This is a genomic window from Alkalicoccobacillus plakortidis, assembly GCF_023703085.1.
In the GTDB taxonomy this organism is placed as follows: Bacteria; Bacillota; Bacilli; order Bacillales; family Bacillaceae_D; genus Alkalicoccobacillus; species Alkalicoccobacillus plakortidis.
This window is the reverse complement of sequence record NZ_JAMQJY010000002.1, coordinates 395077-411945: the sequence shown is the minus strand read 5'-3', so window position 1 is coordinate 411945 and position 16869 is coordinate 395077. Positions and strand designations below refer to the sequence as shown.

The following is a 16869-nucleotide window of genomic DNA, read 5'->3' as shown; positions in this document are numbered from 1 at the left end:
GGTTCATGTTTAAAAGATGGGGATTGGTGACTTTACCTTTGGTACTGTTGATGGCAGGTTGTTTTCCTTTTTCTCAGGAGGAGCCGGAGAATTCAGAGGTTGAGAACCCAGCAAATGATCAAGAAATAACCATTGTACCACCAGTTAGTTCACCAGAAAATTACTATCAGGCAATCCTGGTTAACGGGCAATACCAGAGTGGGAAGACGCGTGGCTTTGGTACAGATGTTGTGTATAATCGACTCGATTTGGACCAAGCTTGAGATGGGATTAACACGCATTGCGAAGGAGCATTTTCCGCAACAAGAGTATTCTTTACGTGAGGGTCTATTTATAGATAAAGATGAATTAAACAATTGGCTTCGGCGTTATGATGAAGAAGGTAATCCAAATGGCTTAAATCCTCCACTTGGAGAAGGAAGCGACCAAAAGGAACAAGAAGAAAGTAATCCACGCACACTTTCACACATATTAGAGCAAAATTACATGATAGAGAATAGTGATGGGGAACTTGAATTAGGTGGGATCGTCATTGGAATCTCGCTTAATAGTGTTTACAATTTTCGGATTACCGATGAAAATGGTCTTTATGACTTTTACAGAACGCCTCTCGATGATGAAGTCACTCAGGAAGATGGCGAGCGTATTGCGGCAGAGGTGGTAACTCGTTTAAGAGACCAAGAACGTTTTGACGGCGATTTTAATAACATTCCAATTGTTATTGGTTTGTTCAGAGAGCAACCACGTGAATCGATTATTTCAGGAACCTACTTCCAGACAGCTATTGCAGAAGCAAACTCTGATCTTGGTAGCTGGGATTCTATTAATGAAAACTTTTATCTATTCCCGTCTGATCGAGCAAATCAAGATGTGCGCGATGATTCTGATAAATTTGGTCGTTTTCAAGAAGAAATTCAGAACTTTTTTAGTACGTATGTAGGTGTAGTTGGAAAAGGGTTCTATCAAAATGATCGGTTAACCGAGTTAACGGTTGATATTCCTTTACGTTTTTATGGGAAAACAGAGATTGTTGCGTTAACTCAATTTATCGCTTCGATTATCCCTGATTATTATGAAGATATTAAGGTCGAAGTGAATGTTAATTCAGTGAACGGTGAACAAGAAAGTTTAATCGTTTCTGAGCCCGGTGAAGACCCCTTTATTCATGTGATGGACTAAAGTAAAAGCCTTATTTCTTTCCTGTTTATGGAGAGAAATAAGGCTTTTTTGTGTAAATCTAAAACAATCTCAAAAAACTGTTTATCATTAGTCATTCGTATGATATATTAAGTTCGGTTAGACATGAGAGAAGGGTAGTCATCAGACTTCTGATGACTAGGGCCGCTCATTTACAACTGCTCTTTACACGTGGACAAGCTTTCACGGGTAAAGGGATGGGATGTATAAATAAAAGGGGGCAATTAGTTTGAAAAAGTGGTTACAAACACTCACATTATCAACAGTGGCAGTTCTTGCACTATCTGCATGTGGAACGTCAGGAGATGACAACACAGCAGGTGACGGAGAAGCTGGAGAAGACGGAGCTACAGAAGCTTCTGAATTCAAAGTAGGAATGGTTACAGATGTGGGCGGAATTGACGATAAGTCATTTAACCAATCTGCATGGGAAGGTTTACAAGCATTTGGTGGAGAGCAAGGGCTTGAAGAAGGAACGAACTATCAATACCTTCAATCTGCTAAAATGGATGATTTTGAACCAAACCTTCGTCAACTAGTTCGTGAAGATTATGATCTATCTTGGGGAATTGGCTTCCTAATGGAAGATGCCATTCGCACAGTAGCAACTCAAAATGAAGATGCTCAGCTTGGCAATTGTGGATACAGTTGTAAGTGATAAAGATGGAAATCTAATTCCTAACATTGCTAATATTACATTTAAAGAACATGAAGGCTCATTCCTTGTTGGAGTTGTAGCTGGACTTCGTTCTGAAACAAATAAAGTAGGTTTCGTTGGTGGAGTTGAAGGTGAGCTAATTAAGAAATTCGAGAGTGGCTTCAAAGCAGGCGTGATGTCTGTTAATCCTGATGCTGAAATCGAAGTTCAATATGTAGCTGATTTTAACGATCCAACAAAAGCACAACAAATCGCGAACACAATGTACTCTAATGGTACAGATATTATCTACCACTCTGCTGGTGATTCTGGTAATGGTGTATTCACTGAAGCCATTAACCGTGCGCGTAACAATGAAGATATCTGGGTAATCGGTGTAGACCGTGACCAGTATGAAGAAGGTGTGTACGGTGATGATGAGTCTGTTACATTAACATCTATGGTTAAGCGTACAGACCAAGCAGTACAAATCGTTTCTGAAGATACGATGAATGGTAACTTCCCAGGTGGAGAAGTTTTAGAATTTGGTTTAGATGATTCAGCAATCGATATTGCAGAATCAGAACAGAATTTAACGGATGAAGATCTTAGTGCGGTAGAAGACTATAAAGGTCAGATTATCGCTGGTGACATCGAAATCCCTAAAAATGACGAAGAATACGAAGCATTTCTTGGAACTCTTGAGTAAGAGGCACATGTATACAAGGCAAAGGCTAGTGACTGCTAGCCTTTGTTTCATGTATTGGACTGTAGAAAGGATAGTTGATGAATGGCTTCGGTCCTGTTCATCAGTCATCCTTTTTAGTATCTATAAGGAATAAAACGCTGTTATCCAAAGCAAGGAGTGAACATAATGAGCTATGTCATTGAAATGAACGGGATCCGTAAAGAATTTCCGGGCATCGTTGCAAATGACAATATTACGCTTCAAGTAAAAAAAGGTGAAATCCATGCTTTGCTTGGTGAAAATGGTGCGGGGAAATCCACATTAATGAATGTGTTATTTGGTTTGTACCAACCAGAAAAAGGTGAAATAAAAGTCCGTGGGGAAAAGGTAGATATTACGGACCCGAATGCAGCAAACCGTTTAGGAATTGGCATGGTGCATCAGCACTTTATGTTAGTAGAAAAATTTAATGTAACAGAAAACATCATTCTAGGAAGCGAGCCAACAAAAGGTGGTCGCATTAATCTTCGCAAAGCTGCAAAAGAAGTAGCGGAGATTTCCAAAAAATACGGCTTGGCAGTTGATCCTTACGCCAAAGTTGAAGATATCTCAGTAGGTATGCAGCAACGTGCAGAAATTTTAAAAACATTATATCGTGGCGCGGATATCTTGATCTTTGATGAACCAACAGCTGTTCTTACACCACAAGAGATCAAAGAGCTGATGGCGATCATGAAAACATTAGTTGCTGAAGGCAAATCAATTATCATGATCACACATAAGTTGAAGGAAATAAAGGCGATCTGTGATCGTTGTACGGTTATTCGTCGTGGTGTAGGTATTGGTACGGTTGATGTTGCCGATACAGATACTCAGCAGCTTGCCAATATGATGGTAGGACGTGAGGTCAACTTTAGTGTGGAGAAAGAACTAGCGTCCCCTAAAGAAACCGTACTTAATGTCTCGGACTTAACTGTAAAAGACAGCCGTGGTATTGAGATGGTGAAGTCACTTAGCTTAAATATCCGTGCTGGTGAAATTGTTGGACTGGCTGGGGTTGAAGGAAATGGTCAGTCAGAGCTGATTGAAGCGATTACTGGATTAAAAAAGGTTCATTCAGGAACGATTGAACTAAATGGTAAAAAAATTAACGGATTATCACCTCGAAAAGTGACAGAAGCTGGAGTTGGGCATATTCCCGAGGATCGTCACAAGTTAGGATTAGTGTTAGATTTTACAGTTGGTGAAAATATCGCCCTTCAAACCTATTATAAAAAACCTTTATCAAAATACTTAATTATGAATTATAAAGCCTTATATGAAAAAGCTCAGGAGTTAATCCAAGACTACGATGTGCGTACACCTAGTGCACATACTCCAACTCAGCGCTTTCTGGTGGAAACCAGCAGAAGGCTATTATTGCCCGGGAAGTCGACCGTTCTCCTGATCTTTTGATTGCAGCTCAGCCAACACGTGGTTTGGATGTAGGGGCAATTGAAACGATTCACAAACGACTAATTAAAGAACGAGACAAAGGACGTGCGGTTTTACTTATGTCTCTTGAATTAGATGAAGTTCTAAATGTCAGTGACCGAATTGCTGTAATCTATGATGGTGAAATCGTGGATATTGTCAATGCTCACGAAACCAATGAGCAACAGTTAGGACTACTTATGGCTGGCGGAAAAGCGAAAGCAGGTGAAACAGAATGAAGTCGTTTTTCATGAGCCGTGGTCGCTTGTTTAATGTGGCCATCCCACTCATCGCCATTTTTCTAGGCATGTTTGTTGGCGGCATTATTATGCTTGTCAGCGGTTATGATCCGATTGGTGGATATAGTGCGTTATTTAATGGGATTTTTAGTGAGTCATTTTACATTGGAGAAACCGTTCGTGCGATGACTCCGTTAATTCTGTCTGGTCTAGCCGTAGCGTTTGCATACCGTGCTGGTTTGTTAAACATCGGTGTAGAAGGACAGGTTTTAGTTGGCTGGCTTGCGGCCGTATACGTTGGGATCGTTGTAGAAGCGCCAATGATCGTACATTTGCCACTTGCGATTTTGGCAGGGGCAGCAGCTGGAGCATTATGGGCGTTTGTACCCGGACTTTTAAAAGCAAAGTTTCATGTAAATGAAGTCATTGTTTGTATCATGATGAATTACGTTGGTTATCATGTTGTGAACTCGATTATTCGTGCGTATTTAATTGTTCCAGGCGAACGGACGGAAAGTATTCAGCCGACCGCTTCCTTACAGTCTGATTTTCTAGAATCAATAACCGATTTTTCACGACTTCACTACGGCATTATTGTCGCGATTCTTGCGTGTCTATTTATGTGGTTCCTTTTATGGAAAACATCACTTGGATACGAGCTTCGTTCAGTTGGTTTTAACCAACATGCATCTCGTTATGCGGGAATGAGTGTTGGCCGTAATGTGATCGTTACAATGTTAATCTCTGGTTCATTTGCCGGGCTAGCAGGAGCTATGCAAGGACTAGGAATGTATGGATATATGTCGATCTTAACAGGTTTCACCAATATCGGATTTGATGGAATTGCCGTTGCTCTTTTAGGTGCAAATTCATCACTAGGTATCTTCTTATCAGCGTTCCTATTTGGTGGCTTAAAATCAGGAGCAACCACTATGCAGTCTCAAGCTGGTGTGCCAATGGAACTAATCGATATTGTGATTGCCCTAATCATCTTTTTTGTTGCATCAAGCTACATTATTAGATGGGTCTTATTACGAATTCAGAAAAAGAAGGAGGGGAATCAATAATGAGTATTATGGCGATTTTAGCTCTTGTTGTTCCTGCTGCGATCTATGCTGCAGCTCCCCTTATGCTTACCGCACTTGGCGGACTGTTTAGTGAACGTTCTGGTGTCATTAACATTGGACTAGAAGGACTTATGGTTGTCGGTGCCTTCTCAGCCATTGTCACAACACTGACTCTTGAATCTGCAGGCATGGGACCAGCTTCAACTTGGCTAGGTTTACTCGCAGCGATTGTGATAGGAGCCTTATTCTCCCTCACACATGCCGTTGCGTCTATCCATTTTCGTGCTGATCAAGTAGTAAGTGGTGTAGCCCTGAACCTTTTAGCAGTTGGTCTATGTGTGTTCTTAATCAAATTAATTTATGATAAAGGTCAAACCGATTACATCCAAAACCGTTTCTTCCGTTTTGATGTACCGGTCTTAAGCGACATTCCTTTTATCGGACCTTTGTTCTTTTCCAATACGTATATCACTTCATTTATCGCGATTGGTCTTGCGATCGTTGTGTACTTTGTGATTTATTTTACCCCATTCGGTTTACGTATCCGTTCCGTTGGTGAGCACCCGCAGGCAGCTGATACAATGGGAATTAACGTTACACGTATGCGCTATATTGGTGTGATGCTCAGTGGTGCGTTTGGTGGACTCGGAGGAGCAGCACTGGCTGTCACCGTTACAGGAAACTTCTCTGGTACAACCATCGCCGGCCAAGGATTTATGGCACTAGCCGCATTAATCTTTGGAAAATGGCATCCGCTTGGTGCAATGGGAGCCGCACTTTTCTTCGGCTTTGCCCAAGCACTCAGCATAACCGGAGCGCAGATTCCAATGCTCTCAAGTGTGCCATCTGTCTTCTTGTTAATTGCACCATACGTCTTAACAATCCTCGCCCTAGCAGGATTTGTCGGACGCTCAGAAGGACCAAAAGCCCTCGGCTCCGCGTATCTAAAGGGATCGAGATAAGAGAACTATATGAGAAGAACCCCGTCTGCCTGGGAAGGTGGGCGGGGTTTTTGGTTGGGGGGGTGGAGCGGTTGGAGCGATGGATTGGAGCGATGGAGCATGAAAGTGGAGCAATGGGATGTGGATTGGAGCGATGGAGCATGAGAGTGGAGCAATGGGACGTGGATTGGAGCGATGGAGCATGAAAGTGGAGCAATGGGACGTGGATTGGAGCGATGGAACATGAAAGCGGAGCAATGGGACGTGGATTGGAGCCATGGAGCATGAAAGTGGAGCAATGGGACGTGGATTGGAGCGATGGAGCATGAAAGTGGGGCAATGGAGAGTGGATTGAAGCGATGGAGGACAAAGTGAAACGATAGACCTCCGAATCAAAACGATAGAGGACAAAGTGAAACGATAGACCTCCGAATCAAAACGATAGAGGACAAAGTGAAACGATACCCCCCTGAATCAAAACGATAGAGGACAAAGTGAAACGATAGACCCCCGAATCAAAACGATGGAGGACAAAGTGAAACGATAGACCCCTGAATCAAAACGATAGAGAGACAAAGTGAAACGATAGATCTCCAAATCAAAACGATAGAGAGACAATTGAAACGATAGATCTCCAAATCAAAACGATAGCGCCCCGAATCTAACCGATGTATCCTGGAATCGTTCCCCTTTTCTCCTCTCAGTCCCATCAAAAAAACCAAATTGACAAAGATCAATTTGGCTCCTCTGAAATCTTCAATTCATTATTTAATTCCTGACATTGTAAACCCGTCGACAATATACTTTTGGAAAATCGCAAAGACAATCAGAATTGGTACAACCATAACAGCGGATCCGGCCATTTGCAGAGCGTAATTCTCGCCTGCTTGTCCTTGTAGTAGGGCCAGTCCAACAGAGAGTGTGTATAAGTCTTGTGAGTTCGCGACGATAAGTGGCCATAGGAAGCTATTCCATGCTCCGATAAAAGCCAAAATTCCTTGCACGGCTAAGATCGGTTTAGCCATTGGTAAAACTAGTTTAAAGAAGATATAAAATTCTCCAGCACCATCTAACCTTGCTGCTTCTAGTAGGGCGTCAGGAATGGTAGACATAAATTGTTTAAACAAAAAGATACTAAATGCCGCGATAAGACCTGGTAAGACAATACCTGTCATCGTGTTCGTTAAGCCAAACTGATTTAAGATCAGGTATACCGGGATCATGGTTACCTGTCCAGGAATCATCATTGTAGCTAGAACTAAAAAGAATAATGGTCGATTGCCCTTAAAATCAAATTTCGCAAAGCTATATCCAGCCATGGCGTTAAAGAACAATCCTATTAAGGAGCACCCAACGAGAATAAGTGTGTTTCGTAAATAAATACCAAAGTTCATTTCAGTAAATAGTCGAGTGAAGTTTTCTAGTGTCCATGTTTGTGGGAGTATACGAACTGGAATTTGAATCAATTCAGTGTTTGGTTTAAACGCTGACAGCAGCATCCACAAAAAAGGAATGGATAGGATAAATCCTACAAGAAACAGTAAAGCGGTTACAAGTCCTACCTCTGTTTTAGAACGGTGTTTGACAGCCACGATAATACCTCCTTAAATATCCTCTTGTTTTCTACGTAGCTTAAATTGGATAAGCGTCGCGATAATGATGATGATAAAAAGAACAAATGAAGCGGCGGCAGCATAGCCAAAGTTACTGTAGCTAAAACCAGTTTGGTAGATGAACAGGGCGATTGAAATGGTGCCATCTAATGGACCGCCTTGTGTCATGACAAATGGTTCCTCAAAAAATTGTAACCAACCAATTAGCGTTGTTACTGTGATAAAAAACGTCGCAAATCCTAGAAGTGGGAAAGTAATTTTAAAGAACTGCTGGGTGCGACTTGCCCCATCGATTGTTGCTGCTTCGTAATAATCCTTTGGAATGGACTGTAAAGCAGCCAAATAGATGAGCATGTTAATCCCAATCCCTTTCCACACAGCCAGGAGGATGAGAGACAGCTTAGCAATCGTTGGATCCTCTAACCATGGAATAGGTCCTGCGTTAATAAAACCTAAAATTTGGTTAAATAAACCGTACGAAACATTGTATAAGAATCCCCATATAACAGCGATTGCAACGATATTTGTAATCGCAGGCATATAATAAATAACTCTGAAGAATTGAAAGAGTTTATTTGATCCATAGCTTAAGAGTAACGCAGCTCCTAGTGAGCTAAGAATGACTAAAGGTACACCAATAACAACATAGAAAAAAGTATTGTAAAGCGACGTCCAAAAAATAGGATCAGACAGTAACACACGGTAGTTTTCTAAGCCAACGAATGTGATGTTTGACCAGTTTGAAATTCCGCGTAAGTCCATGTCAGTGAAGCTAATGACAAGTGCTATGAAAATTGGTAAGACAGCAAACACAATAAGTAACACGATAGCTGGTGTGATAAAGTAATAAGGCTCCGGCTTGAACGGCCTTTTTATCGACTGATTTGGTTTGAATCCTTTTTTGCGAGCCATGTCCATTTTGGCTACCCCCTTTTATTCATCATCGGTAACAATCATAGGTTCAATACGAGAACGGAAATCGTTAATCTCCTCTTCAACTGAATAACCAAGCTCTGGTTATTCGCTGCTCTGAGCGTTTCCATTCGTCATTGATACGATTCCAGTTTAAAACCTGGGGCTGTGCTCTGGAGTGCTGAAGCTGCTCATAATATCTGTAAAGTCTCTCATCTTCCTGCAAAGCTGGATCCTCCCAAGCGTCTATTCTAGGAGGCAGGACTTTTACATCCTTAAAGTAATCAATTTGTGTTTGCCGGTCTGTCAAATAAGAGAGAAAGGAAACGGCTTCGTCAGGGTGTTCCGTCCATTCAAAAACAGCCATGTTTGAACCACCAATAACAGAGTCGTTATTTTCTTTTCCTGGCATCATTTTTGTGTCCCACTCATCAAAATCAGGGTAGTTATCAATCAATTGCTGATAGCGGAATGGTGGCTCAAAGAACATAGGTTGAATTCCATCAACAAAGGATTGCATAGGGTCTAAACCTAATCCAAGAGGAGCAAGATCTTCTTTAAAGAAACGAGTATAATACTCAACTGATTCAATAAATGCTGGATCAGAGAAATCTACACCTTTGTCCTCTGTTTCAAACTCTACCCCATTTTGCCATGCGAAAATGTAGGGGATAGTATCATCATTCTCAGGTAAAGTCATCCCATATAAGCCGTCTCCCCGATTATAGAGTGCTTTGGCAGCATCATAGAGCTCTTCCCATGTATCTGGACCATCTGGATAGCCAACCTCAGCAAGCAAGTCTGTCCGGTAAAAAAGAACACGAGTTTCTACATACCAAGGTACAGCCATTAACTCTCCATTATAAACAGCTGAATCAACAGCACCATCAAAAAAGTGTGAAGGATCAAGATTAGGATACTCATCGACATAATCATCTAGTGGAAGAAACGATCCTGTACTTGAAAAGTCAGCCATGTAGGAAGATCCAACCTGAACAACATCTGGTCCACTTCCTGAAGCAACCGCAGTTAATAGATTATCGTAGATATTGTCCCAAGGAATAGCTTGAAGATTAACCTTTACTCCAGGGTTCTCTTCTTCAAATGCTAGAATGTAGCCTTCATTTACTAACTGTTCTGCTTCCCACCCGATCGCCCAAACATCAAGTGTGATCTCATTTTCATTTTCGTTTGAGCATCCTCCAAGAACGGTTAATACAAGAGCTGTTGTAAGAGCTATTTTCGTCTTCACTTTTCCTGCCCCCTTTTTTGTTATGCTTCTGTAAGTGTAATAGTAAGTTTGTTTGTATCCGTACAATTACTGCTACCGTTTATAAATACATAAAATGTTCCTGGATCACTTGAATAGGATAAGTCACTATGATGATACCTTAGCATCGGTTCACTTATTTCAAACGAAACGGTTTTTGTCTCATTTGGTGCTAATGTGATTTTTTTAAATCCTTTTAGTTCCTTCACAGGACGAGTCACTTCTGCAACTGGGTCTTGGATATAGAGTTGAACAATCTCTTCACCTTCTACATTACAGGTGTTGGTGACATCAATTTCTACTTGTAACGTTTGTTTTCTATCGAATTTGTCCCCATTTGAGCGGGCTTCACTGTACTCAAAAGAAGCGTAACTTAATCCATAACCAAATGGATAAAGGGGTTCATTCGGAATGTCGATATAACGTGAGAAAAATCGTTCTTCACTTCCTGCTGGTAATGGCCTGCCTGTATTATAGGCATTGTAGTAAACGGGTATCTGTCCGGTAGCTCTAGGGAAAGACATCGTTAGCTTGCCACTTGGATTGGCATCACCAATTAATAGATTGACAATGGCTGAAGCCCCTTCTGATCCCGGATGCCAGCATTCCAAAATGGCATCAACATAAGGTTCTAATTCTGTAAGATCAATAGGACGTGCATTGAATAAAGTGACAACCACTGGTTTTCCTAACTCGCTGATTTTTTTTGCTAACTCTATTTGAGAGGGTGATAGTGTGATAGATGACCGACTCCGGCCTTCTCCACTGCGATCTCGCCCCTCTCCTAATGCAAGGACAACGACATCAGCATGAGTTGCCGAATGGATCGCTTCTTCTAGCAAATCTTGATTCCGTTCATAAAGATCAGATCCTTTTGCAAAGGTAAGAGTAGGGAAAGCCTCTTGCAACTTGTCCTTTAATGTAGCCGTTTCATCCATGTTCCCAAAGATAGACCACTCTCCAAGCAGGTCATTATTATCTGCGTAAGGGCCAACTAGGGCAATCGTTGTTTCTTTAGTAAGCGGCAGAATATCATTATTTTTTAAGAGCACAGAACTTTTTTCTGCGACTGTTCTTGCTAATTCTTTGTGAGAGGCATGACCTAATGTACTTTTTTCTCTTTTTTCACTTGTTCCACGATACGGATCTTCAAACAAACCAAGATCGTTTTTTAAATGAAGCACACGTTCAACTGCTTCGTTAAGCAGGGATTCGTCTAGCTTTTTTTCTTTAATCAACTGGGTAAGTGAATGCGAGTAACATAAACTCATCATATCAATATCAACACCTGCCAGAAGAGCTTTTTTGGAAGCTTCGGTTTCATCTTCAGCAACTCCATGGGGGATTAGCTCTTGTACAGCTCCAAAGTCAGAGATTACAAGCCCTTCAAAGCCATACTCTTCTCTCAGCATTCCACGTAATAAAGCTTGGTTTCCAGTAGCAGGGACAGAATGGACGGTATTAAATGCAGTCATGACAAGTTTTACACCGGCTTCAAGTGCGGCTTTGTATGCTGGCATATGCATTTCTCTCAGCTCACGCTCTGATACATCAACAGTATTGTAATCACGACCACCTTCAGCAGCACCGTATGCAGCAAAATGTTTTACACAAGCCGCAAGATGTTCGCTGTTTTGAGTTAAGTCTTCTCCTTGTAAGCCACGAACGGTTGCTTCTGCAAATAGCCCATTCAAATAGGGGTCCTCACCTGTTGATTCCATCACTCTGCCCCAACGTGGGTCGCGAACTAGGTCAGCCATTGGCGCAAAACTAACATGAAGACCAGCACTTGTTGCTTCTTTAGCTGAAACCGCTTGCAATTCTTCGATTAAACTAGGTTCCCAGGTTGCACCAAGACCAAGTGGAATAGGGAAAATGGTTTCAAAACCATTAATGACATCTGCCATAAAAAGAAGTGGAATGTTAAGTCTGCTTTTTTCAAGATAAGTTTTTTGAATGTCAATTAGCTTTTTTGCACCAGCAATTCCAAGAACTGAGCCACTGGTCTCAATGATTTCATCATTCACTGGGAAGTCTACAGGTCCGGTAACAGGAACATCATTTGTTTGCGTGGAATAAAACAAACCAGCAAATTGAGTGAGCTGACCTACTTTTTCTTCGATCGTCATTTCTGACAAAAGTTGCTTTACTTTCTGTCTCTCCATAGGACACCTCTTAAATAAATAATTAGTGAAACGTTTCACCTTTTAGGTAAAAAAATATAATAATAAGGGATTTATATTGTTTAATATTAGTTTAAACGTTTCACCTGTTTGATTGATTACAGTATAAGTCTATACAGAATTCAAAAGCAAGAGAAAAATAAAAAGACCTCATGTACGAGCTTTATCCCGTAGTTGAGGTCCTAGTTTTTAATGTTGTTGGAATCAGTTTATGATGCGCTTCTTCACCGGAGATTAGCTGAAGTAAAACCTTTGCTGCTTCCTCACCCCAACGTTTTGTCGAATAGTCAACGGTGGTTAAGGAAGGAGTAACATATTGACTCAATAGACTATTATCAAAGCCAGAAAGGAGGATATCTTTTCCAATGTAATAGTTGTTTTGTTGAAAATACTGTTGCATTCCAACAGCCGTACTATCCGAGAGGGCAAAGACTGAGATTGGACTCTCTGACCAATCCTTCTCAATTTTTTTTGCAGCATCTAAGCCACCGTTTAAATTAAACATTCCGTCGAGAACTTCGATCGGGTGTTGAGGGGCAAGTTCAGCAAAAGCCTTACGTGCACTTTTCACTCGTTCCTGACTATCGAAGTTTTTGGCGCTACCTGAAACTATGTATGTTTTTTTAGAAGGTAACGTAATGAGATGACTAACCATTTGCCTTACACCATTTTCATTGTCTAACAGAACCTGGCGAACGTGTTTATGATAAAAGGTACGATCTAGCACAACAAGCTTCCTACCAGCATCCGCTAACCGCATAATTTCTTCAGTTGTAATGCGGTTATCCATGATAAGACCGCCATCTACTGAGCCATTATCAAGTGAATCTAATGCATTTTCACCAGTACAAACCACAGCGTCATAGCCAATCTTTGAACAAATTTCAATGACACCTGAAAGAATATCACCAAAAAAAATCCCCCGGTCCTCGCGGATAAAGATACCTATTTTTTTTGTGAGTCGTGTCTTTAGTGTTCGTGCTGCCGCATTCGGACGATAATTCAATTCATTTGCAATTTGTTTAATGTGCTCTGTTGTCTTTTTGGAAACTTTCGGATTACCATTAAGCGCATATGAGACGGACGTCACGGAGACGCCCGCCTTTTTTGCGATATCTCGGATGCTTACCATCTGCATCTTATCCTCCTCAGGTCCATTTCTTGTATATCATATGTTACAGGGGTTTCAACAATTGTCAACTGATCTAGGTATTGGAATACATATGTATTGTACGTAAAGAGTGTACTAAGTTACATCACCACGTCACAGAAATAAAGTATTTATCCATAACTCTTTAAAAATCCTTATAGATCAAGGGTTCGATCTCATTCATCCACCATTTTTTATCTGATCCCTTTGTTGCTTGCCCGCCTTTAATTTGGTATAGTTTAAAGTATTGTCAACATGCGATTTTGGAGGTGTAATGAGATGTCTCGAATCTCAACAGATCAAGTGAAACACGTGGCAAATTTGGCGCGTCTTGCAATTACGGAAGAGGAAGCTCAAATGTTCACAAAGCAACTGGATGATATTATTTCATTTGCGGAGCAGTTAAATGAATTAGATACAGAAGGTGTGGAACCAACTACACATGTGTTGAACATGACAAATGTTCTGCGCGAGGACAAGCCGGACGTGGGTTACCAGTAGAGGAAGTCTTGAAAAACGCTCCTGACCATGAGGATGGTCAAGTGCGAGTGCCGTCTATAATGGAATAGCAGGGAGGATCCGAAATCATGTCTTTATTCGACCATTCAATTAAAGAGCTTCACTCGAAGCTTAAACAGAAAGAAATAAAGGTTACAGATCTTGTAGATGAATCCTACAAGCGTATTGCAGAAGTGGATGGTAAGGTTCAATCTTTCCTGACACTTGATGAAGAGAAGGCTCGTGCCTATGCAAAAGAGCTTGGACGAAGTGGCGCCTGAGGGATCATTATTCGGTATGCCAATTGGTGTAAAGGATAATATCGTTACAAAGGATCTGAGAACCACGTGCTCAAGCCGTATTTTAGAAAATTTCAACCCTATTTATGATGCAACGGTTGTACAAAAGCTGCGTAATGCACAAGCTGTCACAATCGGTAAGTTAAATATGGATGAATTTGCAATGGGTTCTTCAACTGAGAATGCAGCTTTGGCAAAAACAAAAAACCCTTGGAATCTTGACTATGTTCCAGGTGGATCAAGTGGTGGTTCTGCAGCAGCTGTAGCGGCTGGAGAGGTGCTTTTCTCTCTTGGATCTGATACAGGTGGCTCGATTCGTCAGCCAGCAGCTTACTGTGGGGTAGTTGGACTTAAGCCTACATATGGTCGCGTATCGCGTTTCGGTCTAGTAGCATTTGCATCTTCTCTTGATCAAATTGGTCCGGTTACACGCCGTGTTGAAGATAATGCTTACTTGCTTCAATCTATTTCAGGTGTAGACCCAATGGATTCAACATCTGCACAAGTTGATGTTCCTGACTTCCTATCTGGTTTAACAGGAGATGTGAAGGGGCTTAAGATTGCAGTACCTAAGGAATACCTTGCAGAAGGTGTTCAACCTGAAGTGAAGCAGTCCGTTCTTGATGCCTTAAAGGTTCTAGAAGCACAAGGTGCAACATGGGATGAAGTATCCCTACCGCATTCAAAATATGCACTTGCAACGTACTATCTAATCTCATCTTCTGAGGCTTCAGCTAACTTATCGCGTTTTGACGGGGTACGTTATGGCTATCGTACGGACAATGCAGATAACCTGCTTGAAATGTACAAGCAGACTCGTGCAGAAGGCTTCGGTAACGAAGTAAAACGCCGTATTATGCTTGGTACATTTGCACTAAGCTCTGGTTACTATGATGCATATTACAAAAAGGCACAGCAAGTTCGTACGTTAATCAAAAAAGATTTTGAAGACGTATTTGAGAACTATGATGTGATTGTTGGACCAACCACGCCTACACCAACTTTCAAAATTGGTGAAAAGACAGATGATCCATTAACGATGTACGCGAATGATATATTAACCATTCCAGTAAACCTTGCTGGTGTACCAGCAATCAGTGTACCGTGTGGTTTCCAAGATGGACTTCCACTTGGTCTGCAGATTATTGGAAAGCATTTTGACGAGAAGACTGTGTATCGTGTAGCCCATGCCTATGAGCAGGCAACGGATTTTGCCGATGCTAAGCCATCGTTGTAAAGGGGGTCAGTGAACATGACGAATTTTGAAACGGTAATTGGATTAGAAGTACACGTAGAATTAAAAACCGACTCTAAGATCTTCTCTGCTAGCCCAAACCACTTTGGAGCAGAGCCGAACGCCAATACAAGTGTTATTGACCTTGGTTATCCTGGAGTATTGCCGGTATTGAATAAAAAAGCAGTTGAATTTGCGATGAAGGCGTCTATGGCCCTAAACTGTGAAGTTGCAACTGACACGAAGTTTGACCGTAAAAACTACTTTTATCCGGATAATCCAAAAGCATATCAGATCTCTCAGTTTGATAAGCCAATTGGCGAGCATGGATGGATTGAGATTGAAGTAGATGGCTACAAAAAGCGTATAGGTATTACGCGACTTCACCTGGAAGAGGACGCTTGGTAAACTGACGCACTCGGCTGGCGGCTATTCACTTGTCGATTATAACCGTCAAGGAACACCATTAGTTGAGATCGTATCTGAGCCAGATATCCGTACCCCGGCAGAGGCGTATGCGTATCTTGAAAAGCTAAAAGCGATTATTCAATACACTGGCGTGTCTGATTGTAAAATGGAAGAAGGTTCCCTGCGTTGTGACGCGAACATTTCGCTTCGTCCAATTGGACAAGAGAAGTTCGGTACAAAAGCAGAGCTGAAGAACCTGAATTCGTTTAACTTTGTGCGCAAAGGTCTTGAATATGAGGAGAAGCGTCAAGAGCAAGTATTGCTTTCTGGCGGCATCATCGAACAAGAAACACGTCGCTTTGATGAAGCTGGTGGGAAAACAATCCTGATGCGTATCAAAGAAGGATCGGATGATTACCGTTACTTCCCAGAGCCTGACTTAACAGCTCTTCACATTGATAATGAGTGGAAGGACCGCATTCGTGCAGAAATCCCTGAGCTTCCAGACGCGAGAAAGCAGCGTTATGTTCAAGAATTAGGCTTACCTGTATACGATGCCATGGTTCTGACATTAACAAAAGAAATGTCTGATTTCTTTGAAGCGACAATTGAACTTGGTGCAGATTCAAAGCTTGTGTCTAACTGGTTAATGGGCGGAGTGTCCGAGTACTTGAATGCTGAGCAGAAGGACCTGGACGAAACAGCGATTACACCGAAGTCACTAGCTGGTATGATCACACTGATCGAAAAAGGAACGATCTCTTCTAAAATCGCCAAAAAAGTATTTAAGGAACTCATTGAAAACGGCAGCGACGCAGAGAAAATTGTACAAGATAAAGGCCTTGTTCAAATTTCCGATGAAGGTGAAATTCGCAAAATGGTTGTGGACGTTCTCGACCAAAACGAACAATCCATCATTGATTACAAAAACGGCAAAGACCGTGCAATCGGCTTCCTCGTTGGTCAGATCATGAAAGCGACCAAAGGAAAAGCCAATCCACAATTGGTGAATAAGTTCTTAATGGAAGAAATTAATAAGCGATAACACGAAAGAGCTGGC

General features: G+C 41.5%; 9 protein-coding genes and 5 pseudogenes. 9 read left to right on the top strand and 5 right to left on the bottom strand.

The window, feature by feature from the left end; genetic code table 11:
- Nucleotides 1–5: 5 nt before the first annotated feature.
- The 6 genes and pseudogenes from NDM98_RS16625 to NDM98_RS16600 all read left to right on the top strand — a co-directional run bounded on the left by NDM98_RS16625 (nt 6) and on the right by NDM98_RS16600 (nt 6263).
- On the top strand, nt 6–263 hold the full coding sequence (locus tag NDM98_RS16625) for a hypothetical protein (RefSeq protein ID WP_251610083.1): 258 nt from the start codon (nt 6–8) through the stop codon (nt 261–263).
- 1 nt (nt 264) lies between these two features.
- Complete coding sequence (locus NDM98_RS16620) at nt 265–1179, top strand: CamS family sex pheromone protein (RefSeq protein ID WP_251610074.1); 915 nt, start codon at nt 265–267, stop codon at nt 1177–1179.
- A gap of 247 nt (nt 1180–1426) precedes the next feature.
- Nucleotides 1427–2543: pseudogene (locus NDM98_RS16615) on the top strand (BMP family lipoprotein).
- A 165-nt stretch (nt 2544–2708) separates the two neighbouring features.
- A pseudogene (locus NDM98_RS16610) lies at nt 2709–4234 on the top strand (ABC transporter ATP-binding protein).
- 11 nt (nt 4235–4245) lie between these two features.
- On the top strand, nt 4246–5301 hold the full coding sequence (locus NDM98_RS16605; protein WP_251610407.1) for an ABC transporter permease: 1056 nt from the start codon (nt 4246–4248) through the stop codon (nt 5299–5301).
- Nucleotides 5301–6263, top strand: a complete 963-nt coding sequence (locus NDM98_RS16600) for an ABC transporter permease (RefSeq protein ID WP_251610072.1) — start codon at nt 5301–5303, stop codon at nt 6261–6263. The genes NDM98_RS16605 and NDM98_RS16600 overlap by 1 nt, the downstream gene beginning before the upstream one ends.
- Nucleotides 6264–7006: 743 nt before the next feature.
- Here NDM98_RS16600 and NDM98_RS16595 read toward each other — a convergent pair.
- From NDM98_RS16595 to NDM98_RS16575, 5 genes are all read right to left on the bottom strand, one after another.
- On the bottom strand, nt 7007–7834 hold the full coding sequence (locus tag NDM98_RS16595; RefSeq protein WP_251610070.1) for a carbohydrate ABC transporter permease: 828 nt from the start codon (nt 7832–7834) through the stop codon (nt 7007–7009).
- A 12-nt stretch (nt 7835–7846) separates the two neighbouring features.
- Nucleotides 7847–8767 carry a carbohydrate ABC transporter permease gene (locus NDM98_RS16590; protein ID WP_251610405.1) on the bottom strand — a complete coding sequence of 307 codons (921 nt, stop codon included), beginning with the start codon at nt 8765–8767 and terminating at the stop codon, nt 7847–7849.
- An 82-nt stretch (nt 8768–8849) separates the two neighbouring features.
- Nucleotides 8850–10019, bottom strand: coding sequence for an extracellular solute-binding protein (locus tag NDM98_RS16585; RefSeq protein WP_251610068.1), 1170 nt, complete (start codon nt 10017–10019; stop codon nt 8850–8852).
- 20 nt (nt 10020–10039) lie between these two features.
- Entirely contained in the window at nt 10040–12202 is a 2163-nt protein-coding gene (bglX, locus tag NDM98_RS16580) for a beta-glucosidase BglX (RefSeq protein ID WP_251610066.1), read from the bottom strand.
- A 181-nt stretch (nt 12203–12383) separates the two neighbouring features.
- Nucleotides 12384–13358, bottom strand: a complete 975-nt coding sequence (locus tag NDM98_RS16575; protein WP_251610064.1) for a LacI family DNA-binding transcriptional regulator — start codon at nt 13356–13358, stop codon at nt 12384–12386.
- A gap of 291 nt (nt 13359–13649) precedes the next feature.
- On the opposite strand from NDM98_RS16575, the pseudogene gatC reads away from it, so the two are divergent.
- The 3 pseudogenes from gatC to gatB all read left to right on the top strand — a co-directional run bounded on the left by gatC (nt 13650) and on the right by gatB (nt 16854).
- Nucleotides 13650–13939: pseudogene (gatC, locus tag NDM98_RS16570) on the top strand (Asp-tRNA(Asn)/Glu-tRNA(Gln) amidotransferase subunit GatC).
- Nucleotides 13940–13957: 18 nt separating this feature from the next.
- Nucleotides 13958–15404: pseudogene (gene gatA, locus NDM98_RS16565) on the top strand (Asp-tRNA(Asn)/Glu-tRNA(Gln) amidotransferase subunit GatA).
- A gap of 15 nt (nt 15405–15419) precedes the next feature.
- Nucleotides 15420–16854 (top strand): annotated as a pseudogene (gene gatB, locus NDM98_RS16560) (Asp-tRNA(Asn)/Glu-tRNA(Gln) amidotransferase subunit GatB).
- Nucleotides 16855–16869: the final 15 nt, after the last annotated feature.